Genomic DNA, 22055 nt, shown 5'->3' with positions numbered 1-22055 from the left:
CGGGCGGATGGCGCAGGCCGGGGAAGCGTCACGTCGCGCTGAGCGTGAGCTCGAGCAGGGTGTCGTCGCCGTCGCGCGGTGAGCCCCGCCCGTCGGTGTTGTTCGTCAGCACGAGCAGGGTGCCGGATGAGGTCACGACGGCGTCGCGGAGCCGCCCGAACTCGTCGACGTAGAGTGCCTCGTCGCTGGCTTCTGATGCCTCTGGGATGGCGATCTTCCAGAGGCGCTCCCCGCCGAGGCCGGCCATGAAGAGCGTGTCGCGCGAGTACGCGAGGCCGCTCGGGCTGGCCTCGTCGGTCGACCACTGCAGGACGGGGTTGAGGAACGCGGGGTCGTCGCCCTGGCCTTCGACGTTCGGCCAGCCGTAGTTGCCGCCCGCCTCGATCTTGTTGAGCTCATCCCACGTGTTCTGCCCGAACTCGCTCGCCCACAGCGCACCTGTTGCGTCGAACGCGAGGCCTTGCGGGTTGCGGTGGCCCATCGAGTAGACGCGGTTGCCGAACGGGTTGTCGGCGACGGGGGAGCCGTCGAGCTCCATCCGGAGGATCTTGCCGTTGAGCGAGTTCTGGTCCTGGGCGAGATCGGTCTGGGACGCGTCTCCGGTCGAGGCGTAGAGGTAGCCGTCCGGGCCGATCGCGAGTCGCCCGCCGTTGTGGTTGCCGGCTTTCGCGATGCCGTCCACGATCACTTCGGGGGCCCCGACGCCGAGGCCACCCTCCCAGGTCACGGGGAAGCGCACGATGCGGTTGTCGGCGTCGGCGGTGTAGAAGGCGTACAGCCACTGCTCGGCGTCGTCGCTCGTCCCCGCGAGGGCGAGGCCGAGGAGGCCGCCCTCGCCGCCCGGTGCAGCGTCATCGATGGTCGTCACGACGCGATTGGGGTTCGACCCGTCGGCGGACACCTCGACGATCTGGCCGGAGTCGCGCTCGCTCACGAGGAAGTCGCCCGTCTCCAGCTCGACGACGGACCAGGGGGCCTGAAGGCCAGTCGTGACCACTCGCGGGTCGCCGCTCGGGGCGACGGGGCCGGGTTCTTCGGTGGCTGCTGCTGACGTCGCCGGAGCCTGGGTCGTGGATGCCGGCGACGGGCTGGCCGACGCCGTGGCCGGCCCCGTCGCCCCCGTCTCGGGTGCTGTCGGCGCGCATCCGGCGAGGGCCAGTGCTGCGGCCGCGGTGAGGGCGATGAGCGGAGCGGTGCGCTTGGTCATGGTGACGGCCAATCCTTCGACGACGGATGCGACCAGTCAAGCCGAGCTGTCTGTGCTGGCGCTCCGTGCCGGGGCCGTTGGCGCCTGCGCCAGCGACGCGGCTCAGTTCGTCAGCAGGAGGATGCCGAGCAGCGCCTGGGCGATGCCGATGACGAGCGCCGTGAGCACGAGCACGGCGTGCACCGTGAGGAAGCGAGTGGGGCGACCGTTCTCGTCCCGAGCGCGCGGGTCGTTGGAGACCCGACGGTAGAAGGACGGCCAGACGAGCACGTTGAAGACGGCACCGACGAGCAGGGCGATGCTTGCGAGGAAGACCATGCCCCAAGCCTATGGGCGGGCGGTGGCGTCCCCGATCGAGATGGCAGCGCCAGCCGGGCTCTGCCGCTTCGCGAGGGCGACGTAGCCTGCCGCGTGCGGAATGAACGCGGCGCTCTCCGCTGCTGTCAGCTCGCGCCGGACCTTGGCGGGCACGCCGGCGACGAGGACGCCGTCGGGGATGCTCGCGCCCTCGAGCACCACGGCGCCCGCGGCGACGAGCGAGCCCGTGCCGATGATGGACCTCGAGAGGCACGCGGCCTTCATCCCGATGAGCGTGCCGTTCGCGATGGTCGTGCCGTGCAGGAGCGCCTGGTGGCCGGCGGTCACGTCGTCGCCGATGATCGTGTCGACCTCTCGCTCGACGTGCACCACGGTGCCGTCCTGCAGGTTCGACCGTGCCCCGATGACGATGCGGCCACCCACATCCGCTCGCAGCACGCACCCGTACCAGACGGACGATTCCGGGCCGATCTCGACGTCACCGACGATGACGGCACCCGGCGCGATCCACGCGCTCTCGTGGATGCGGGGCGTCTTGCCCTCGAACGGCAGAATCAGGGGAGCGGCGCTGGTCATGCTCCGATACTCGCAGTTGCGCTGCTCCTTCGCGACCCCGCACGCCAGACTCCGCCACCTCGGCTAAAATGGGCGGACTATGGCCATTTTCGGGAACCTCTCTGACCGGCTGACGCAGACGCTCGCCGGCCTCCGCTCCAAGGGCAAGCTCACGCCCGCCGACGTCGACGGCACCGTGCGCGAGATCCGTCGCGCCCTCCTCGAAGCCGACGTCGCGCTTCCCGTGGTCAAGGACTTCGCCGCGCACGTGCGCGAGCGGGCCCTCGGCGACGAGGTCAACCGCGCCCTCAACCCGGCTCAGCAGGTCGTGCAGATCGTCAACGAGGAGCTCGTGCGCATCCTCGGCGGCGACACCCGCCAGATCGAGTTCGCCAAGCAGCCGCCGACGATCATCATGCTCGCCGGCCTCCAGGGCGCCGGAAAGACGACGCTCGCCGGCAAGCTCGCGAAGCGGCTCGCGGGGGAGAAGCACACGCCGCTGCTCGTCGCGGCCGACCTCCAGCGTCCGAACGCCGTCACCCAGCTGCAGGTCGTCGGCCAGCAGGCAGGCGTGCAGGTCTACGCCCCTGAGCCCGGCAACGGCGTCGGTGACCCGGTGCGCGTCGCGACGGATGCGGTCCGCTTCGCGAAGGACAAGCTGCACGACGTCGTCATCATCGACACGGCCGGCCGCCTCGGCGTCGACCAGGAGCTCATGAAGCAGGCGGCTGACATCCGCCGCGCCACGAACCCCGACGAAGTCCTCTTCGTGATCGACGCCATGATCGGCCAGGACGCCGTCGCGACGGCCAAGGCCTTCCAGGAGGGCGTCGACTTCACCGGCGTCGTGCTCTCGAAGCTCGACGGAGACGCCCGCGGTGGCGCCGCCCTCTCGGTGGCGCAGCTCACCGGTCGCCCCATCATGTACGCGTCGACCGGTGAGGGGCTCGACGACTTCGAGGTCTTCCACCCCGACCGCATGGCGAAGCGCATCCTCGACATGGGTGACATCCTCAGCCTCATCGAGCAGGCCCAGAAGGCCTTCGACGAGGACGAGGCGATGGAGATCGCGGGCAAGCTCGCGACCGAGAACTTCACCCTCGATGACTTCCTCAAGCAGATGCAGCAGCTGCGCAAGGCCGGCAACTTCAAGAAGATGATGGGCATGCTCCCGGGCATGGGCCAGATGAAGGAGGCGCTCGAGAACTTCGACGAGCGCGAGCTGGTCCGCACCGAGGCGATCATCCAGTCGATGACGAAGGCCGAGCGGCAGAATCCGAAGCTGCTCAACGGCTCGCGTCGCGCGCGCATCGCCCGCGGTTCCGGTCGGACCGTCACCGACGTCAACGAGCTCGTGAAGCGCTTCGAGCAGGCGGCGAAGATGATGAAGACCGTCGCACGCGGCGGCACGCCGCAGATCCCCGGCATGGGGCCGATGCCAGGCCAGCACGGCGGTCGCAAGGCTGCGGCCAAGGGTGGCAAGAAGAAGCAGCAGGGCAAGCGAAGCGGCAATCCGGCCAAGCGCGCGCAGCAGGCCGTCGAGGAGGCCGCGGCTCCGAAGCGACCGGGTGGCGCGTTCGGTGGCGCGGGTCTCGGGCGTCCCGCGGCCGGCGACGGGCAGCCGAGCCCGGCGGAGCTCGAGCAGCTCCAGAAGTACCTGGGTCGCGGGTAGCTCGAAACGCTGCCGCTGGCGGCAGCTGACGGAGGGGCGCATCCATCTCGGTGGATGTGCCCCTCCGTCGTTGAGCGGGTTCGCTTCGCGCGTCGCCCCGCGGCCGGCAGGAAGCACGAGGGGCGCATCCACTGATGGATGCGCCCCTCGTGCGTTCGTGCGCTGCCGTTAGTCGGACTTCCTCATGCGGCGTGTGAGGAGCAGCACGGCACCGGCGGCCAGCAGGAGTCCTGCGCCGATCGCCAGCGCGGGGGCGAAGCCTTCAGCACCGGTCGTCGCGAGTCCTCCGCCAGTGGCCGGCGGCGTCGTGTGGGTCGAGGTCGGCGCCGGGGTCCAGGTCGGCGCGGTGGTCGTCGGGACAGGGGGGACGACGGTTGCGGTCGGCGTGGCCGTGCTGGTGGGCGTCGGCGTGGTCGTCTCGGTCGGCGTTGGAGTCGGCGTCGTCGTCTCGGTGGGCGTCGGCGTCACGACGACGGGGCTCACCGTGATGGTGACCGTGGCCACCTCGCTGTCGACGGAGCCGTCGTTGGTCGTGAACGTGAAGCTGGTCTCTCCCTCGAAGCCGTCGGCCGGGGTGAAGGTGAGGTCAGCGCCTTCGCCGCTGAGCGTTCCGTTCTCCGGCTGCGTGACGACGGTGTAGGTCAGCGGGTCGCCTTCGGCGTCAGCGCCCGTGAGCGTGATGTCGAGCGGCGTGTCGATGTCTGTGGACAGGTTCTGCGAGGCCGCCGTCGGCGGCGTGTTGGAGCGGAAGCTGCCGGCTTGGATGAGGACCGCCGAGTCGTAGGAGCTGTCACCGCGGTCGGCGATGACGAGCTTGATGTGGTTCGTCTCTCCCTGCTGGACTGGGGCGGAGAGGCCGAGCACCGTCGTGAGCCCGTCGAGGCCAGTGTCGAAGGCGCCGGAGTCCGCGGGGTTGTCCCGGTAGAGCCCCGTGTTGCGCAGGTGGTTGATGTTGTTGATCGCGACGGCGGTGGTGGTGCCATCCGCGTCGAAGGTCGCGTAGTTGGTGCCGTTGACGAAGAACGCGAAGACGTCGTTGAAGCCCGTGTCGACGAACTCCTGGTACTCCTCGGAGCCGAAGACGTAGGAGAACGCGATGTTGTCCTCGGTGGGGACGAAGTCGAACTCGAGCACAGCGGCATCGCGGGTCGAGCCCTCGACGATGTTGTCGAGGTCCGCATCGCCTGGAAGGCCGTGCGATGTCGTGGTCGACCCGGACTCGTTCGGGCCGAGCAGGGCGCCGTCTTCGCCGGCTGAGCCGGTTGTCAGGGTGACGCCGCTCTCGACGCCGAGGTCCGTGAATCCCGAGTAGCTGCCGGAGGCTTCCGGCGCGCCCGTGTAGGCGACATTCGAGACGGCGGTCTCGTCGCCGACGAGGGAGGCGACCAGCTCTTCGGGTGTCTGGGCGGTGAGGTCGGTGACGGTCTGCCCGGGCGAGGCGGCGGCGGTGCCGACTCCGACTCCGAGAAGAAGGACGGATGTTGCCCCTGCGGCGAGGGCGGTGCGGAGTCGCATGTGTTCTCCTGAGGATCTGTGGGTTTCGTGATGCTAAGCCGCTAGTTCGCTGAAAATCAAGAGAATCTTGGGAAACAGGACGGGCTCGTGCGTCCCGGGACCAGAAGGTGTGGCGGATGTGACTCGTGTGAATGCGCGCCACCCCGATGATCCGCCACTGGTGAGGGCTCGTCGACAGGTACGCTTGTCAGGTCATCAAGTCGTCCGAGGAGTGCGCCATTGAGCAATGAAGCTGCCACAACAGGCGAGGCCCGACTCCCGCTCGGGCTGTTCGTCGGCATCGACCGTTCGAGCCCCGTCCCGCTGTACCACCAGGTGTCGGAGCGCATCGAGAAGGCGATTCGAGACGACACGCTGCCTGCAGGGTCGAAGCTCGAGAACGAGATCTCCCTCGGCCACCGCCTCGGCCTCTCTCGCCCGACGGTGCGCCGAGCGATCCAGGAGCTGGTCGACAAGGGACTCCTCGTCCGACGCCGCGGTGTGGGCACGCAGGTCGTGCACGGGCCCGTCACCCGCAACGTCGAGCTCACGAGCCTGTATGAGGATCTCGAGCGGTCCGCGCAGAAGCCGACGACGACGCTGCTCTCTCGCCGAGTCGAGGCCGCGACGCCCGAGCTCGCCGAGACCCTCGGCATCGAGGTCGGAAGCCCCACCCTGCACATCTCGCGCCTGCGCAGCGCGGATGGGGTCCCCCTTGCCGTGCTCGACAACGTCCTGCCAGAGCCGTTCGTCGAGCTCACCGAGGATGAGCTCATCCAGCACGGGCTCTACCAGCTGCTCCGCGCCCGCGGCGTCACCATGCGCATCGCCAAGCAGCGCATCGGTGCCAGGACCGCGTCTCGCGAGGAGGAGCGCCTTCTTGATCTCTCCGGCGGTGCAGCGGTGCTCACGATGTCCCGCGTCGCGTTCGACGCGACGGGTCGCGCCGTCGAGTACGGGCGGCACTGCTACCGGCCGGACCTCTACACGTTCGAGATCACGCTCGTCGAGCGCTGACCTGCGCTGACGGGCGCTGACGTGGCGGGTTGGTCCTCGTCCGCGGGTCGATGGCCACCGCCGGCAGCGCGAGTTCTCCGGGATGCGCGAGAAGACGTTGCCAGCCGATGTGCCTTCCGCACAGGGTGCGGTCGGGCGCATCGGCTGGCAGCGTCTGGCTGCCGTGGGGCCGAGGCTAGGCGCGGTTGGGAACCGCGAGCTCGCCCGTGAGGTACTGGGCGCGGCCGAAGCCGAACGTCCAGTCTTCTGGGCCGTTCTCGACATAGCCGATGAAGACGTCGTTGCCGTCGACGCCTTGCTCGCTGAGTGCTTCGGCGATGCGAGCGTAGAGCGACTGCTTGGCCTCTGCGGTGCGGCCGCGCTGCGTGAAGATCTGGATCATGACGACGCCGCTCGAGCGGTCGAAGCCCAGTCCAGCGTCCTGGGCGATGATCTGGCCGCCCTGGTGCTCGGTGATGATCTGGAATCGGTCGCGAGCGGGGATCCCGTACTCGGCGACGATGGCGTCGTGGATGGCGTCGGCGATGGACGAGATCTGCTCGGGCGTGCGGCCGGCGTTGACGTCGATGCGTACGAGAGGCATGGTGCGGTGTCCTTGAGGTCGAGGGGGTGACGTTCGTTGTCTGCTCACGAAGTCTAGCGTCAAAAGACCTAATGTCCTAACAATTACCGTCCGGGCTCATGGGACCACGAGAGGCCGCATCCGAATGGATGCGGCCCCAGTGGTCAGGCGCGGAGCTCTCGCAGAAGAGTCGTGCCCAAGACGGAGATCAGAGCGACGCCTCGAGAGCCGCGTCGGCGTCGAGGAGCACCGTCGCGGCGACCTCGAGCCCCTCGATGCGGCCGAGCGAGGTGTCCTCGTGCTCGATGTTGACCCACATCTCTGGGTCGACCTCGTGCAGGGCGCGGAGGAACTCGGTCCAGAACGCCGTGTCGTGGCCGCGGCCGAGGGCGACGAAGTCCCACGCTGAGTTCTTCGGCCACTCGTTCGCCCACTCGTCGCCACCGAGGTTGGTGCGCGGCTCGTCGGCGGACAGCTTGCGGAACTGGTTGTCCAGCACGCCGTAGATGGCCGCTGCCGGGTTCACGCGAACATCCTTCGCGGCGGCGTGGAAGACCCACTTGCCGAGGTCGCGGACGACGGCCACCGGGTCCATCTGCTGCCAGAAGAGGTGCGAGGCGTCGAGCTCGACGCCGATGTTCGTCGTGCCGGCCCGCTCGATGAGCTCGCGGAAGTTCGCCGGGTTGAAGGCGACGTTCTGCGGGTGCAGCTCGAGCGCCACCTTCACGCCGTGCTCGCGGGCGAGCTCGTCGATCTCGGCCCAGAACTTCGCGGCGACGTCGAGCTGGTAGTCGATGACGTCGAGCGCCGCCGAGTTCCAGGCGTTGACCACCCAGTTCACGGTCGTAGCTCCCGGCTCGCCACCGGGGAGGCCGGACATCGTGACGACGCGGTCCTGCCCGAGGCGGGCCGCGAGGCGGATCGACCGGCGGATGTCCTCGGCGTGCTTCTCGCCGATCGCGCGGTCGGGGTGCAGCGGGTTGCCGTTGCAGTTGAGACCCGCGATCGAGACGCCGGTGCCCTCGAACTGAGCCAGGAACGCATCCCGTGCATCATCGCTCTCGAGGATCTCGTCGAAGTTCGGGATGTGGGTTGCCGGGAGGAAGCCGCCCGAGTTGAGCTCGATCCCCGTGAGGCCGAGGTCGGCGATGACCGTGATCGCCTCCGGCAGCGGCCGGTCGTGGAGGATCGCGTTGTAGACGCCGAGACGCATGTCAGGTTCCGATCTTGTGCGTGGTGGTGGGGTTGACGCGCACGGCCGAGCCGTTCGCGGCTGCTGATGCGGCGACGGCGTGGAGCAGCTCCATGTTGTGGATGCCTTCTTCGAAGCTGGCGCAGCGGGGGAGAGATGCATGCTCTGGAATGCCTGCGACCTCCTCGAGGAAGGAGCGCGCCTGGTAGGCGAATGCGTCGTTCTGCCCGAAGCCGACACTCGGGGCGTCCATCGCGAGCCCACCGGCGATGTAGGGGTGCTCCGGTCCGAGGATCACCTGCCGGTACCCGTTCTGGGCCGAGGGGACATCGTTCAGGAAGAGCTCGATCTCGGAGGGGCGACGCTGGTCGTACCTGGCGCCACCGTTCTCGCAGAAGACCTCGAAGATGAGGCTGTTGGCATGGCCGCGAGCCACGCGGGAGACCTCGATGGCGCCAGCGCCGTCCGCGAACTTCAGTGAGAACGCGGCGTAGTCGTCGTTCTCGACGGACTCGAAGGTGTCGCTCACGGCCGCGTGGTCGTGGCCGAGGACGGCTCCGAGCGGCAGGGGGCGCTCGTGGATGACGGTGCTGAGCGTCCCGCCGCTGACCTCCTGGATCTCACCGCCAAGGAACTCCGCGATGTACGCCATGTGGCTCCCGACATCGGCCAGCGCGCCGCTTCCTGGTGCGCCCTTGAAGCGCCAGCTCATGGGGCCCTGTGGGTCGCAGGCGTAGTCCGTCCAGTAGCGCCCGCTGAAGTGGAGCAGCTTGCCGAGGGTGCCGTCCTGGATGAGTTGGCGGATGTGGGCGATGCCGGGGGATCGGCGGTAGGTGAAGCCCACGCGGGCGATGGAGTCGGCGCGCTCTGCGGCCTCGGCCATGGCGTAGGCGTCCTTGATGGAGTCGCTGAGGGGCTTCTCGCAGAGCACGTGCTTGCCGGCTGCGAGGAGGCCCTCGACGGCCTCTCGGTGCAGGGAGTTCGCGATGACGACGCTCACGACGTCGATGTCGTCGGCGGCCGCGATGGCCTGCCAGGACGAGTCGGTGCGCTCGTAGCCGAAGCGCTTCGCGGCGAGTGCGCCGAACTCCGGGTTGATGTCTCCGATGGAGACGAGGCGGATCTCGGGCAGCGTGGGGCTGTAGAGAGTGGATGCGACGCGGTACGCCGCGGCGTGTGCGCGCCCGGCCATGCCTGCGCCGATGACGGCGACGCCCAGTGAGGTGGACATTGGTTCTCCTGTGGTTCTGCGTGAGCTGGGATGGTGAGCGCAGGCGACCGACGACGGTGTTGGAGCGCTACACTGGAAGGTAGGTCATGAAACAATGTCCTGTCAAACGATCCGAGTTCGGAGTGTCGAATGCCACCCACGTCCCGCCAGAAGCGACCGACGATCTACGACGTCGCTGAGCGCGCCGGAGTCTCCAAGTCGCTGGTGTCGCTTGTGCTGCAGAACTCGACCCGAGTCAGCGACGAGAAGCGCGCGGCAGTGCGGACCGCGATCCAGGAACTCGGCTACCTGCCGAGCCGGGCGGCCACGGCGCTCGCGGGGAACCGCACGCGCGCGATCGGCGTCATGATCGACGACTTCAGGAACCCCTGGTTCGTCGACCTCCTCGAGGGCATGCAGGAGGTGCTGAACGGGCCCGGCTTCCACGTGACGGTGGCTGACGCGAACCTGAACGCGCACCTCGAGCAGTCCCCGATCAGCGGCTTCCTCGCCGCAGGGGTCGAGGGTCTTGTCATCGGCGGTGACGTGGATGCGGTGCCTGCGAAGGGCTTCCCGGTGCCGACCGTCGTCGCGGGCAACCGGGCGACGGTGCCGGCCGGGGCCGACCTCGTGGCCAACGACGACGAAGCTGGCGCCCGCCTCGCTGTCGAGCACCTGCGGTCACTCGGCCACGCGAGGATCGGGCATGTCACGGGCAGCGGGCGAGCGGCCGAACTCAGGCGCATGGCCTACGAGGCGGCCATGGTCGAGGCGGGGCTCCAGCCGCGCGTCGTCGGAGGCTCTGGTCCCACTGACCAGGACGAAGGGCGACGAGCCTCGCGCGAGCTGCTCGAGAACTGGCCGGAGACCACGGCCGTTTTCGCCGCGAACGACGTCATGGCGCTTGGCGTGCTCGGAACGCTCGACAAGCTCGGGATGCGTGTGCCGGACGACATCTCGATCGTCGGCTACGACGACTCGCACCTCGCGGGCGCCGAGCACCTGTCGCTCACCTCGGTCGACGACCGCAGTGCCGACGTGGGTCGTGTGGCGGCCGAGCTCCTGCTCGCGCGCATCGAAGGGCGCCGTCCGGAGGCCGGAGAGCGAGGCGAGGGAACGCGCAGGCTCATCCAGCCGATCCTCACGGTCCGGGGCTCGACCGCGTCCGCCGACGGCTCCGCCTGAGCTGCGCTCGCCGGCCGATGACGCGGCTCAACGGTCGCGTCGCGCCCCTGCCTCAGGTTCGAAGGCGAGCACGAGGGGAGCCTCCCAGCCCTGCTCCACGTACGCGCTCAGGACGCTCTCGCGCAGCTCGTCGACCTTCTCGGCTGGGTGCATCACGAACACGGAGCCGCCGAGGCCCGTGCCGGTCATGCGCGCGCTCGCGGCACCGAGGTAGGTGGCCAGCTCCACGGTGAAGTCGATGCGCGCGGTCGAGACCTCGAAGTCATCCCGGAGCGACGCCTGCGACGCGGCGAGCAGGTGATTGCGTTCCTCGGGCGTCTCGCCCGTGCGCATCAGCTTCGTGAACTCCAGCGTGCGAGCGATCTCGGAGACGACGTGGCGGGCGCGCCTGAAGACGACCTCGTCGAGCTTGTCCGCAGCCGCGTCGAGTTCAGCAGGTCGCACCTCGCGCAGCGTCTGGCAGCCGAGCGCCTCGGCAGCCCTGGCGCAGTCCTCGGCCCTCGATGCGAACTCCGCCGACCAGTTGCGGTGCGATTCCCGCGTGTCGATGAGCACGCGGACCAGGCCGGACTCGGCTGGTCGCGGCGCGGGAAGGATGGAGACGTCGGACCCGCGCGCGTCGAAGAAGACGTCCTCATCGCTGCGCGCGGCGTGCACGGTGATGTGATCGCTCAGGCCGCCGGGCGCGCCGACGATGTCGGCCTCGGTCTGTCGGCCGATCTCCGCGAGCTCCTCGACGTTCATGCCGAGGCCCCAGAAGTCGTTGAGGGCCGTGCTGATGGTGGCGCACACGGAGGCGGAGGAGGCGAGGCCAGCCCCGATGGGCACGTCCGTCGTCAGGAAGATGTCGAGGCCGGTGCCCAGGAAGAAGGGCACCCCGGGGTCCGTCTCGTCGTCGTCGCCGCGAGTGCCTTCCGGCGGGTTCTCGCGAGCGAAGCGCAGCATGCTCGAGACCGCTCCGAGCGGGTACGCACGCCAATCCTTGGTGGGGATCTCCGAGGAGATCGACCGCAGGTCGGTCACAGCTTCCTCGGTGGAGAGATCGGTGACGATGCGGATGCGGCCGTCGTCACGCGGCGCGATCGCCGCGCTCGAGCGGAGGGGGATGGCGCACCCGTAGCCGACGCCATCCTGCAGGTCGGTGTGGTCGCCCATGATGCTGACGCGACCCGGCGCGGACCAGACTCCGAGGGGTTCGCGCTCGAAGGCGGCCCGGAAGCCCTCACAGACGATCGTCGTCAGGTCTCTGCTCATCTCGTCACCGTTTCTCAGGCATGGGCGAATGGGCGTCCGCCCCTGTGCATGCGCAGGGCGATTCTAATAACTGCGTCCTGAACGAGTGCCGAAACTCCAGCGGGCGAGCCGCGCATCCGAACGGAACGGGCCGTCCATCTGGTCGGGACTGGTCTCGCGTGCTAGAGTCGGACCCTCGTGGGTCCTATTTCCCACAATCGTCGTACCGTTTGTTGTTCGAGGGCACCTTTCCTGCCTCGGCACGATTTCACGAGTTGCGGCGAACGGGCACATTCGCCCGCATCATCGCCGCAAGAGCGCAGCACTCGAGTGTTGTGCGTTCTCTGCGTGCTGATTGAAAGGCAAGACCTCCATATGACGGAAACAACCTCAACTTTCGCCGAGCTCGGCGTCCCCAAGTCCCTCGTGAGCGTGCTCGATGCAGCAGGCAAGCACGAAGCCTTCCCCATCCAGCAGTCCACACTCCCGAGCACCCTCGCTGGCCGCGACGTCCTCGGCCGTGGCAAGACGGGCTCCGGCAAGACGCTCGCGTTCGCGATCCCGCTCGTGGCCCGCCTCGCCGGTGCCGTGTCCGGTGGCAAGCGCCGCCCGGGCCGTCCGCTCGGCCTCGTGCTGCTCCCCACCCGCGAGCTCGCAACCCAGGTCGCAGCGGTCATCGAGCCGCTCGCCAAGGCCGCAGGCCTCACCGTGACCACCGTCTTCGGCGGCGTCTCGCAGCGTCCGCAGGAGACCGCGTTCCGCAACGGCGTCGACATCGTCGTGGCCTGCCCCGGCCGTCTCGACGACCTCATGAAGCAGCGCATCGTGAACCTCGACGCCGTCGAGGTCACCGTGCTCGACGAGGCCGACCACATGGCCGACCTGGGCTTCCTGCCCGTCGTCACGCGCATCATGAACGCCACGCCGCAGAGCGGGCAGCGCCTCCTCTTCTCCGCCACGCTCGACAACGGCGTGGACAAGCTCGTCAAGAAGTTCCTCAACGACCCGATCCTCCACTCGGTGGACGAGTCGAACTCGCACGTCGCCGCCATGACGCACCACGTCTACGAGGCGGAGACGCCCGAGGCGAAGACGGCGCTCGTGCACGCCCTCGCCAGTGGCAAGGGCCGCCGCATCATGTTCATGCGCACCAAGCACCAGGCGAAGAAGCTCGCCAAGCAGCTGACCGCTGCCGGCATCCCGGCCGTCGACCTGCACGGCAACCTCTCGCAGAACGCCCGCGACCGCAACCTCGCGGCGTTCTCCGGCGGCGAGGTCAACGTGCTCGTCGCGACCGACGTCGCCGCACGCGGCGTGCACGTCGACGCCATCGAGCTCGTCGTCCACGTCGACCCGCCGGCCGAGCACAAGGCGTACCTGCACCGCTCCGGCCGCACGGCACGCGCGGGCTCCGAGGGCGACGTCGTCACCCTCATGCTCCCGAGCCAGCGCAAGGACACGGAGATGCTGCTCCGTCGCGCGAAGATCGGCGTGACCCCGCAGCGCGCCAACGTCAACTCGCCGTTCGTGGCCGAGCTCGTCGGCGAAGTCGCCCCGACCGTGCGCCCCGTTCCGGGCGGACCGGGATCCGGCAACGTCGAGGTCAGCCAGGGCCGCGGCACCTCGCAGGGAGCGAACGCGCGCCGCAAGCGCGACAACGCCTCCTCGCGTGGTGGCGCATCGCGTGGCGGATCGAGCACCGGCGGTGGCCGTGGCCGCGGCGGGTCCTCATCGCAGACCTCCTCCTCGTCGTCCGCGTCGCGCCCCGCGCGCTCGCAGGGTGGAGAGGGTGCAGCCCAGGGCCAGCGCCGCGGCGAGGGTCGCCCGCGCCGCGCAGGCACCACCTCCGCAGCGGCTCCGTCGCGCGGTGGCGGCGAGCGCGGCTCGCGTCGCGCCAGCTGGTCCTCCGGTCAGTAGTCAGCGCCAGACGCACAGCATCCCCGAACGGGCGGCCCGAGCAATCGGTCCGCCCGTTCGTGCTCTGCCCGCGCCGCTCGCCGGTCTGCCCGCATTCGGAGTCCATCCACGTGGAGATGCGGCTTTGATCGCGCAGGAAGCGGCAGCTCTCGTTTGGATGTGTGGATGCCACGGGCGCTGCGCAGGCAGGCACTGAGTCGGCTCAGGCGGGGGAGTCGCTCACCAGGTGGGCGGTGAGGGCGTCGAGGTGGCCTCGCACGGCGGCCGGGCCGTCGTGCTCGAGCAGGGTGAGGTAGGCCTCGTGGTCGTCGGCCAGCCCCGTGGCCTCGTAGTGCTCGTGCGCTCCCGCCAGCAGCAGGCGGACCTCGCTCTCGAGTGATCGCGAGGCCTCGCTGATCCGGGGACTCCCGGCCGCGTCGACGATGGCCTGGTGCACGGCGGCGTGCGCCGCCTCGAGCAGGCGCCAGGACTGCGCATCGCTCGCCTCGATCTCCCGCAATCGGGCGATCTTCGACTGGATCGGCTGCCGCACGGCCAGCGGCCACCCGCCTGCGTGCCTCGAGTTCAGGATGCGCACGGCCTCGGATTCGAGCGCGCAGCGCAGATCCTGCATGGCCCTGATCTCCGCGTCGTCGAGCTTCGTGACCTCGACCCCCTTGTAGGGAGCGGAGTGGACAAGCCGTTCCGCGGCCAGCGCGGCGAGGGCCGTGCGCACCGTGTGCCGCGACAGTCCGAACTCGTCCGCGAGGTGCTCCTCGCGCAGTGACTGGCCGCGGGCGTAGCTGCCCTCGAGGATGCGCTCGCGAAGCGTCGTGGCGAGCTTCGAGGCGGCGGTCAGTCGTGGCGTTGCGTCAGGCGCTCCTGCGCGCGTCATTGCTGCTGCCGCTCCGCCGAATCTGCGTCCGGATGGATGCCAGCCGCAGCCGTGCCCGTTGTCGTGCCGTTCACGGCGAGCGTCGTCTTCGTCGCAGGTGAGAACCGCTTGGAGGCAGCGGTGGACCCCAGCACCAGCACCACGATTCCTGCCGCGAGCACGATGAGGCCGAGGGCTTCGAGGCCCGCGAGCTGCTCGCGAAGCACGAGGAGCCCCAGGATGCTCGCGGTCAGCGGCTCCGCGAGCGTCAGTGTCGAGACGGTCGCTGCCTGCAGCTTCGCGAGGCCAGCCCCGAAGCACAGGTAGGCGATGGTCGTCGTGACGACACCGAGCCAGGCCGCGGTCGCGAGCCCGGTCGGTGTGAGCATCCACTCGGCCCCGCTCGCGAGGAGCAGGGGAACGCTGACGATGCCGGCGACACCGAAGACGACGCCCATGGTGCCGTCGGCGCTCCAGCCTCGGTTCATGAGCGCCTTCGCCGAGAGCGTGTAGACGCTGTAGCTCGCGCCGGCACCGATCGACGCCGCGATCCCGGCGAGGTTCGCTCCGCCCGCGTCTCGTGAGCCAGCCGCCGCGATGAGCGCAACGCCGAGGACGGCGATCGCGGTCGCGACGCCCCAGCTCAGTCCGGGGAAGCGGCGTTCGAGCGCCCACTGCAGCAGTCCCGTGAGGACCGGTGCTGATCCGAGCGCGAGGACGGTGCCGACTGCCACGCCGCTGCCTGCCGTGCCCGCGAAGAACAGTGGCTGGTAGAGGAGCACACCGAGCGCTCCCAGGGAGATCAGACCGAGATGGGCACGATTCGGTCGGCGGAGCCGGGCTGCGTCCGGCGTGAAATTCGCGGTTGTTCCGCGGGCTCCGCGGCGATGCCGCACGGCGAACAGCGCCCAGGCGCCGAGGAGCGTCCCGCCGATGGCGAGACGGGCGGAGCCCAGCGAGAACGCGCTCACCTCCGGCGCGCCGAGCGCCTGCGCCGTCCCGGTCGTGCCGAAGCAGACGGCGGCGAGGAGGACGAGGAGGAGAGGCACCACGAACAGATTGTTACACAATCCGTCGTGCGCGTGGGGTGCATCCGAAGACGAGTGATGGGCCCGGCCAGAACGGCCGAGCCCATCGCTCATTGCTGCAGAGGGGGTTACTTCTTCGCGGTCGGAAGGAAGATCGCGCCGGTCGTGACGCCCTCATCCAGTGACTCGAGCGTGCGGCCGCGGGTCTCCGGGATCTGCGTTGCGACGAAGATGAGCGCGACCACGTTCAGCGCGCCGAACAGGAAGAAGGTTCCAGTGATGCCCATTCCGTCGACGAGCGAGGGGAAGTACAGCGAGAGGAAGCCGTTCGCGACCCAGAGGAAGAAGATCGAGACGCCCATGCCGATGCCGCGCATGTGCAGCGGGAAGACCTCGGAGAGGTAGACCCAGACGGCAACGTTGAGGAACGTCTGCATCGACCCGACGAACGCGACGACGAGGAACAGGATGACCCAGGGGCGCAGCGGGTTGCCGACCTCGAGGAGCATCGAAGACAGGCCGATGAGTAGGTGGCAGATCGTCGTCAGCGTGAAGCCGATGATGAACGTCTTGCGGCGGTCGAACTTGTCCATGTAGGAGAGCGCGATGAACGCACCGACCACGGCGATGACGCCTGGCGCGATGTTGGCGATGAGGGCCGCGCTCGAGTCGAAGCCGGACTCGATGAGCACGATCTGGCCGTAGTACATGATCGAGTTGATGCCCGTGAGCTGCTGGGCGACACCGAGTCCGATGCCGACGAGCAGGATGCGCAGGAGCCACTTGTTCTTGAGGATGGCTGCGAAGCCGACCTGCTTCTCCTGGCCCTCTTCCAGCGCGACCTTCTCGACCTGTGCGAGCTCAGCTTCGGCGCGCTCGGGCGAGCGGACGGTCTTGAGCACCTCGAGCGCCTCGGCGTCGCGGCCCTTCTCGACGAGCCAGCGGGGTGATTCCGGCATGCGCAGCATGCCGAAGAAGAGGCAGATGGCCGGGATGGCGCAGATGGCGAACATGATGCGCCAGACGCCGTCGAGGTGTCCGAGCGTGTTGCCGAGGATGGCGTTGATGATGAACGCGGAGAGCTGTCCGATGACGATGGCGGCTTCGTTGCGGCCTGAGATCGACCCGCGGATCTCGTAGGGTGCCAGCTCGGCCAAGAAGACCGGGACGACCGTGGACGCTCCGCCGACGGCAAGACCGAGGAGGATGCGGCCGACGACGAGCACCTCGAAGTTCGGGGTGAAGACGACGACGAGCGTGCCGAGGAAGAAGAGCACGGCGAGCATGATGATGGTCTTGCGGCGGCCCCAGCCGTCGGAGAGGCGGCCGCAGAAGATGGCGCCGATGGCGGCCGCGAAGACGAGCGAGCTCGTGACGACGCCTTCGGTGAGCGGCGTCAGACCGAGCTCCTCGGTCATGGGGTTCAGGGCGCCGTTGATGACACCGGTGTCGTAGCCGAAGAGGAGACCGCCGAAGCACGCGACGATCGAGATCAGCCCGAGCCGCGAACGGTGCGGCCCAGCTGTGAGGGGCGGAAGTGATTTCTCGGCGGTATTGCCCGCCGGATGCGATGAGGCCATTTGGACGTCCTTGTCGTGGATGCTGCGAGGTGGAGCAAGGTTGTGCGGTGCTGCTGGCGCGTCTTCTGCGAACGCGTGTCTTGATGGTAACCGAAGAATGACGTGATGTGAATATGTCCTGACAAATTTGTCGGGAGTGACAATGGCCCCGCAGCTCAGAGCTGCGGGGCCACACGGTGTCAGGAGGAGGCGACAAGCTCCCGGATCTTCTCGAGCTGGAACTTCGAGACCTCGTCGGCCCGCTCGTCCTCTGCGAAGACGTTCGAGACGATGAGCGCGTCCGGGCGGTCGAGGTACCCGACCTGCTTCAGCGTCGCGAAGAGCTCCGCGAAGTCGACGTCGCCGTCGCCGATGCGGAGGTGCTGGTGGATGCGCGCCTCGTTCCCTGGAGGGTTCGAGATGTAGCGCAGGCCGTGCGAACGGTGGTGGTCGAACGTGTCCGCCGTGTAGACGGCGCCGAGCCGCTCACCCAGTTCGGGGAGCAGTGTCCTCGCCCGGTCGCCGTAGTGGAAGGTGTGCGAGGCGACGTAGACGAAGCCCACGTTCTTGCTGTTCAGACCGCGGATGACGCGCCACCCCTCGAGCCCGTCCTCGACGAAGTCGTTGGGGTGCGGGTCGATGTTGAGCTGGATGCCCTCGCGCTCGAGGATCGGCAGCAGCGTCTCCATCGAGCGGTGGAAGGCGTCCTCCGACTCGTTGAACTGGGAGGGCTCTCCGCTGAACTCCGTGTTGATCACGGGGATCTCGAGCAGCGACGCCAACTCGATGACCCGCGTGAAGTTGCGGACCGCCGCGAGGCGGCCGGCTTCCTCCGGCCCCGAGATGCGCTGCACCGGCAGGATGGCGGGGATCTTGACCCCTGCATCCGCCGCCCGCTTCTTGAACTTCAGCGCGTACGCGTCGTCGGCCGACGGGTGGCGGAAGAACCAGGAGAAGTCGGGGTGGGGCGTGATCTGCAGGTACTCGTAGCCGAGGCGGGCTGCGATATCCGGGAACTCGAGGAAGCCGGCCTCGTGGTGGAACGGCGTCGGGTCCAGTGCGATGCGAACCATGGGGGTCTCTCCTTACGCCTTGTCGTAGAACGCGGGGCGCTCGACCTGCTGGACCTCGACGATGCCACCGTCGAACGCCTTCACGCCGGCCTCGCAGGCGAGCGCGACGCGGTAGCCGTGCCACGCGTCCGGGCCGTCGATGGTTCCGCGGGCGACCGCATCCACCCAGCGCTGGATCTGCACGTCGTAGGCGGCCGCGAAGCGGGTCACGAACGAGCGGTGCTCCTCCTTCGCGAACGAGCCGTCCGACCAGGTCTGCACTCCGTTGGCCTGGCCGATGCGGGCGAGCCCGTTCGAGAACACTGCCTCGGTCGCGACCTGGTAGCCGAACTTGATGCTGACGTTCATCTCGACGTCGACGAGGATGCCGTTCTCGAGCTCCATGAGCACGAGGATCGGCTCGCGGAGGCGCTCGGGCGAGTTCGGGTTGCGACGCATGTACTTGATCTCGATGCTGCGGATCTCGCTGCCTGCGAGCCACGGGATGACATCGAGTTCGTGCACGACCGAGTCGTTGATGAGCATGTCCTGCGTGTACGTCTCGGGCACGTCGGGGTTGCGGTGCACGGCGCGCAGCGCGAGCAGCTCGCCTGCCTCGCCCGAGGCGATGATCTCGCGCAGGCGGGCGTACTCGGCGTCGAAGCGGCGCATGAAGCCGAGCTGGATGAGCGGTCGGTCTGACGCGGCCATCTCGGCCTCGACGACGCGCAGGGACGACGCGGAGTCTGCCGTCAGCGGCTTCTCGCACAGGATGGGGAGCTTTGCCTCGAGGGCGGGCAGGAGCACGGGCTCGTGGAACTTGCCTGGCGTCGCGATGACCACCGCGTCGACGGCGTTCGCCGCGATGGCGTCCTCGATGCTCGTGAACCACTGCGCGCCCGGCGCGTTCTGCAGGGCCGCGGTGCCGCGTCCCTCGTCCGGCTCGATGACGGCCGAGACGATGGCACCACTGATGCGCTTCGTGATGCGGGCGATGTGGTCTGCGCCCATGAGGCCGGCGCCGACGACGCCGACGCGGAGGTCAGTTGAAGTCATGTCGATGGTTCCTGTTCTTCTCTGGCGCTACTTCGCGCGGGCTGCCGGCGTGGAGCCGCAGATGTGCTTGAGCGTGCGCTCGGCGATCGGGTACGGGCGGTCGGCCGAGCAGCCGAACATGTCCTGCTCGACGATGCCGAAGATGTTCGGGTCGATCTCGGCGGCACGGGCCACGATGGGGCCGAGCTCCGGGATGCCGTTCGGCGGCTCGACCATGATCATGTCGGCTGCGGCCTCGGCCCACGGAACATCGTTCTTGAGGACGTCGAACAGGCGGTCAGGATCGACCTGCTTGAGGTGCAGGTAGCCGATGCGCTCGGGGTAGGCGTTCATGAGGCGCAGGCTGTCGCCGCCGTAGTACGAGAAGTGACCCGTGTCGAGGCAGAGGTTCGTGTACCGAGCGTCGGTCTCGGTGAGCAGGCGCTCGACCTCGCGGTACGTGCCGACGTGGCTGTCGGCGTGCGAGTGGAACTGCTGCTTGACGCCGTACTCCTCGAGGAGTGCCTTGCCGAGGCGGTCATGGCCGGCCGCGAGGCGCGTCCACTGCTCGGCGTCGAGCGTGCGGGGCTCCTTCGCCTGGCCCGTGATGTCGTCACGCCACATGTCGGGGATCGTCACGAGGTGCTCGGCGCCGAGCTTCGAGGCGAGCCCCGCGACGGCGATGGCCTGGTCCCAGGCGCGCTGCCACTGGCTCTCGTCCTCGTTGTGGAAACCCGTGAAGACGGTTCCGGCCGAGAGCTTCAGGCCGCGCGACTCGAGTTCGTCGGAGAGCTGGTTGGGGTCGGTGGGGAGGTAGCCGTACGGGCCGAGCTCGATCCACGTGTAACCGGCCTTGACGACCTCGTCGAGGAAGGTCTGCCACGGGATCTGGCCCGGGTGGTCGGGGAGCCAGATGCCCCAGGAGTCAGGTGCGGTTCCGATTCGGATGCTCTGCGACATCGTCGTCTGCTTTCTGTTGAGGGTCGTTCGGGGAGGTCGAGAAGAGGGTGTTGTCGTGGCGTCAGCCGAGGAGCGGCCGCTGGGCGGCCTTCTGCTCCTTGTAGGCCTCGAGCGCGCTCTTCGTGGAGTCGAGCGTGGAGGTCTCGGCGACCGGCACATCCCACCATCCTTCGCCGTCGGGGGCGTAGAGGAGCGGGTTGCTGTTGATGTGGATGAGGGTCGAGGTGTCAGATGCCTTCGCCGCGGCCATGGCGTCGCGCAGGTCGCTGATGGCGTTGGCGCTCGGCTCGATCTCGATCGTGGTGATGCCGTAGCTGCGCGCGTTTGCGGCGAGGTCGACGGGGAGGATCTCGTCGCCCTGGAAGTTCGAGCCGGCCTCGTCGAAGGCGCGGTACCAGGTGCCGAAGCGCTCGGAGCCGACCGTCTCGGAGAGGTGGCCGATGGAGGCGTAGCCGTGGTTCTGGATCAGCACGACGATGATCTTGATGCCCTCGGCGACGGCAGTCACGAGCTCGGTGTGGAGCATGAGGTACGAGCCGTCGCCGACCATGACGATCACGTCGCGGTCGGGAGCCGCGCGGCGCACGCCCATGCCGCCTGCGATCTCGTAGCCCATGCAGGAGAACGCGTACTCGACGTGGTAGCCGAGCGGGTCGCGCACGCGCCAGAGCTTGTGCAGGTCGCCCGGCAGGGAGCCGGCGGCCTGGACGACGACGTCGCGCGGGTCGCTTGCGCCCTGCACAGCGCCGATGATCTCGGGCTGGCCCGGCAGCTCGAGGCCGCTCGGCTCGAACGCGGCGTCGACGGCCGCATCCCACCCGCTCTTCTCGGCGGCGATCTGCCGCGAGTAGTCGTCGCTCACGCGGAACCCGGAGAGGGCGCCGATGAGCTTCACGAGCGTCTCGCGCGCATCCGCCACGACGGGCAGCTGCGAGCCGTGCTTGTAGGCGTCGAAGGCGGCCACGTTGATGTTGACGAAGCGCACGCCGTCGTTCTGGAACACCGTGCGGCTCGCCGTCGTGAAGTCGCTGTAGCGCGTGCCGATGCCGATGACGACGTCGGCCTGCGCCGCGAGGCGGTTCGCGGCGGTCGTGCCGGTGGCTCCGATGCCGCCGAGGTACTGCGGGTGGTCCCAGTCGAGGGACCCGCCGCCGGCTTGGCTCGTGCCGACCGGGATGCCGGTGGCCTCGACGAAAGCGCGCAGCTCGTCCTCAGCTCCCGAGTAGATGACGCCGCCGCCCGCGACGATGATCGGGTTCTTCGCGTTCTTGATCGCCTCGACAGCACGGGCGAGCGGACCGGCCTCGGGGAGGGGACGGCGGATGTGCCACTCGCGCTCCTCAAGGAAGGCGAGCGGCACGTCGATGAGCTCGGCCTGGACGTCCTCCGGCAGCGCGATCGTCACGGCACCCGTCTCGGCAGGGTCGGTGAGGACGCGCATGGCGGCGAGTGCGATCGAGAACAGCTGCTCGGGGCGCTGCACGCGGTCGAAGAAGCGGGAGAGGGGACGGAACGCATCCGTCACCTGGATGCCCGTGTCGTGCGGGAACTCGAGCTGCTGCAGCACGGGGTCGGAGACGCGCGTCGCGAAGGTGTCGCTCGGCAGGAGCAGTGCCGGCAGGCGGTTGGCCGTCGCGAGGGCGGCACCCGTGAGCATGTTGGCGGCGCCCGGTCCGACGGATGCGGCGCTCGCGTACGTCGCGCGGCGGCGGCGCATGCGCGCGTAGCCCACCGACTGGTGCACCATCGCCTGCTCGTTGCGCGCCTGGAAGTACGGCATGAGGCTCGGGTCTTCGACGTTGGCCTGCTTGAGCGCCTGGCCGATGCCGGCGACATTGCCGTGGCCGAAGATCCCGAACATGCCGGGGATCGTGCGCTCGCGCACGTCGCCGTCGACGGTGTACTGCTTGCCGAGGAACTCGACGAGCGCCTGGCCGACGGTCATTCGCTTGGTTGACATCTGCGTCATCTTTCTGCGTTGTTTCTGAGCTGGTGCTGGTGCTGGT

The 22055-nt window shown here is 68.7% G+C and carries 19 protein-coding genes; 4 read left to right on the top strand and 15 right to left on the bottom strand.

Features of this window, described 5'->3' with window-relative positions; all coding sequences use genetic code 11:
• Positions 1–28: 28 nt before the first annotated feature.
• From ACQFZP_RS13780 to ACQFZP_RS13770, 3 genes are all read right to left on the bottom strand, one after another.
• A complete protein-coding gene (locus tag ACQFZP_RS13780; protein WP_211891696.1) occupies positions 29–1207 on the bottom strand; it encodes a PQQ-dependent sugar dehydrogenase in 1179 nt (392 codons plus the stop codon).
• A 102-nt stretch (positions 1208–1309) separates the two neighbouring features.
• Positions 1310–1525, bottom strand: a complete 216-nt coding sequence (locus tag ACQFZP_RS13775) for an SCO4848 family membrane protein (RefSeq protein WP_104311286.1) — start codon at positions 1523–1525, stop codon at positions 1310–1312.
• Between the two features lie 9 nt (positions 1526–1534).
• Positions 1535–2101 (bottom strand): gamma carbonic anhydrase family protein, encoded by a 567-nt coding sequence (locus ACQFZP_RS13770; RefSeq protein WP_104311287.1) that lies wholly within the window; start codon positions 2099–2101, stop codon positions 1535–1537.
• 79 nt (positions 2102–2180) lie between these two features.
• On the opposite strand from ACQFZP_RS13770, the gene ffh reads away from it, so the two are divergent.
• Entirely contained in the window at positions 2181–3752 is a 1572-nt protein-coding gene (gene ffh / locus ACQFZP_RS13765) for a signal recognition particle protein (RefSeq protein ID WP_211891695.1), read from the top strand.
• A gap of 168 nt (positions 3753–3920) precedes the next feature.
• Here the strand turns inward: ffh and ACQFZP_RS13760 are convergent, their stop codons facing one another.
• The gene (locus tag ACQFZP_RS13760) at positions 3921–5267 is read right to left on the bottom strand and encodes a choice-of-anchor L domain-containing protein (RefSeq protein WP_211891694.1); all 1347 of its coding nucleotides are present in this window, start codon (positions 5265–5267) and stop codon (positions 3921–3923) included.
• A gap of 219 nt (positions 5268–5486) precedes the next feature.
• Between ACQFZP_RS13760 and ACQFZP_RS13755 the strand changes: the two genes are divergently transcribed.
• Positions 5487–6263, top strand: coding sequence for a GntR family transcriptional regulator (locus ACQFZP_RS13755; RefSeq protein WP_104252487.1), 777 nt, complete (start codon positions 5487–5489; stop codon positions 6261–6263).
• A gap of 175 nt (positions 6264–6438) precedes the next feature.
• Here the strand turns inward: ACQFZP_RS13755 and ACQFZP_RS13750 are convergent, their stop codons facing one another.
• From ACQFZP_RS13750 to ACQFZP_RS13740, 3 genes are all read right to left on the bottom strand, one after another.
• Positions 6439–6846 carry a tautomerase family protein gene (locus ACQFZP_RS13750; protein WP_211891693.1) on the bottom strand — a complete coding sequence of 136 codons (408 nt, stop codon included), beginning with the start codon at positions 6844–6846 and terminating at the stop codon, positions 6439–6441.
• Between the two features lie 187 nt (positions 6847–7033).
• Positions 7034–8038: a sugar phosphate isomerase/epimerase family protein gene (locus tag ACQFZP_RS13745; protein WP_179557403.1), complete on the bottom strand. Its 1005-nt coding sequence runs from the start codon at positions 8036–8038 to the stop codon at positions 7034–7036.
• Position 8039: 1 nt separating this feature from the next.
• Positions 8040–9248: a Gfo/Idh/MocA family protein gene (locus tag ACQFZP_RS13740; RefSeq protein WP_211891692.1), complete on the bottom strand. Its 1209-nt coding sequence runs from the start codon at positions 9246–9248 to the stop codon at positions 8040–8042.
• A 129-nt stretch (positions 9249–9377) separates the two neighbouring features.
• On the opposite strand from ACQFZP_RS13740, the gene ACQFZP_RS13735 reads away from it, so the two are divergent.
• A complete protein-coding gene (locus ACQFZP_RS13735) occupies positions 9378–10412 on the top strand; it encodes a LacI family DNA-binding transcriptional regulator (RefSeq protein WP_104311292.1) in 1035 nt (344 codons plus the stop codon).
• Between the two features lie 27 nt (positions 10413–10439).
• Here the strand turns inward: ACQFZP_RS13735 and ACQFZP_RS13730 are convergent, their stop codons facing one another.
• Positions 10440–11666, bottom strand: a complete 1227-nt coding sequence (locus ACQFZP_RS13730; protein ID WP_179557406.1) for a galactokinase — start codon at positions 11664–11666, stop codon at positions 10440–10442.
• A 354-nt stretch (positions 11667–12020) separates the two neighbouring features.
• Here ACQFZP_RS13730 and ACQFZP_RS13725 point away from each other — a divergent pair, with 354 nt between their 5' ends.
• On the top strand, positions 12021–13562 hold the full coding sequence (locus tag ACQFZP_RS13725) for a DEAD/DEAH box helicase (RefSeq protein WP_211891691.1): 1542 nt from the start codon (positions 12021–12023) through the stop codon (positions 13560–13562).
• Positions 13563–13764: 202 nt separating this feature from the next.
• Here the strand turns inward: ACQFZP_RS13725 and ACQFZP_RS13720 are convergent, their stop codons facing one another.
• The 7 genes from ACQFZP_RS13720 to iolD form a co-directional block, all read right to left on the bottom strand.
• A complete protein-coding gene (locus ACQFZP_RS13720) occupies positions 13765–14436 on the bottom strand; it encodes a GntR family transcriptional regulator (protein WP_211891690.1) in 672 nt (223 codons plus the stop codon).
• Positions 14433–15467 (bottom strand): DMT family transporter, encoded by a 1035-nt coding sequence (locus ACQFZP_RS13715; RefSeq protein ID WP_211891689.1) that lies wholly within the window; start codon positions 15465–15467, stop codon positions 14433–14435. The genes ACQFZP_RS13720 and ACQFZP_RS13715 overlap by 4 nt, the downstream gene beginning before the upstream one ends.
• Before the next feature lie 104 nt (positions 15468–15571).
• The gene (locus tag ACQFZP_RS13710; protein WP_104311297.1) at positions 15572–17023 is read right to left on the bottom strand and encodes a sugar porter family MFS transporter; all 1452 of its coding nucleotides are present in this window, start codon (positions 17021–17023) and stop codon (positions 15572–15574) included.
• A gap of 179 nt (positions 17024–17202) precedes the next feature.
• Positions 17203–18075, bottom strand: a complete 873-nt coding sequence (locus ACQFZP_RS13705) for a sugar phosphate isomerase/epimerase family protein (RefSeq protein ID WP_211891688.1) — start codon at positions 18073–18075, stop codon at positions 17203–17205.
• 12 nt (positions 18076–18087) lie between these two features.
• Positions 18088–19110 (bottom strand): Gfo/Idh/MocA family protein, encoded by a 1023-nt coding sequence (locus ACQFZP_RS13700; protein WP_211891687.1) that lies wholly within the window; start codon positions 19108–19110, stop codon positions 18088–18090.
• Positions 19111–19137: 27 nt separating this feature from the next.
• On the bottom strand, positions 19138–20049 hold the full coding sequence (locus tag ACQFZP_RS13695) for a sugar phosphate isomerase/epimerase family protein (RefSeq protein WP_179557412.1): 912 nt from the start codon (positions 20047–20049) through the stop codon (positions 19138–19140).
• Between the two features lie 61 nt (positions 20050–20110).
• Positions 20111–22009, bottom strand: coding sequence for a 3D-(3,5/4)-trihydroxycyclohexane-1,2-dione acylhydrolase (decyclizing) (gene iolD / locus ACQFZP_RS13690; protein WP_374100768.1), 1899 nt, complete (start codon positions 22007–22009; stop codon positions 20111–20113).
• Positions 22010–22055: the final 46 nt, after the last annotated feature.

The sequence above is a fragment of the Pseudoclavibacter sp. Marseille-Q434 genome (assembly GCF_050315415.1).
Classification (GTDB): domain Bacteria; phylum Actinomycetota; class Actinomycetes; order Actinomycetales; family Microbacteriaceae; genus Pseudoclavibacter.
This window is presented reverse-complemented; position numbering and strand designations above follow the sequence as displayed.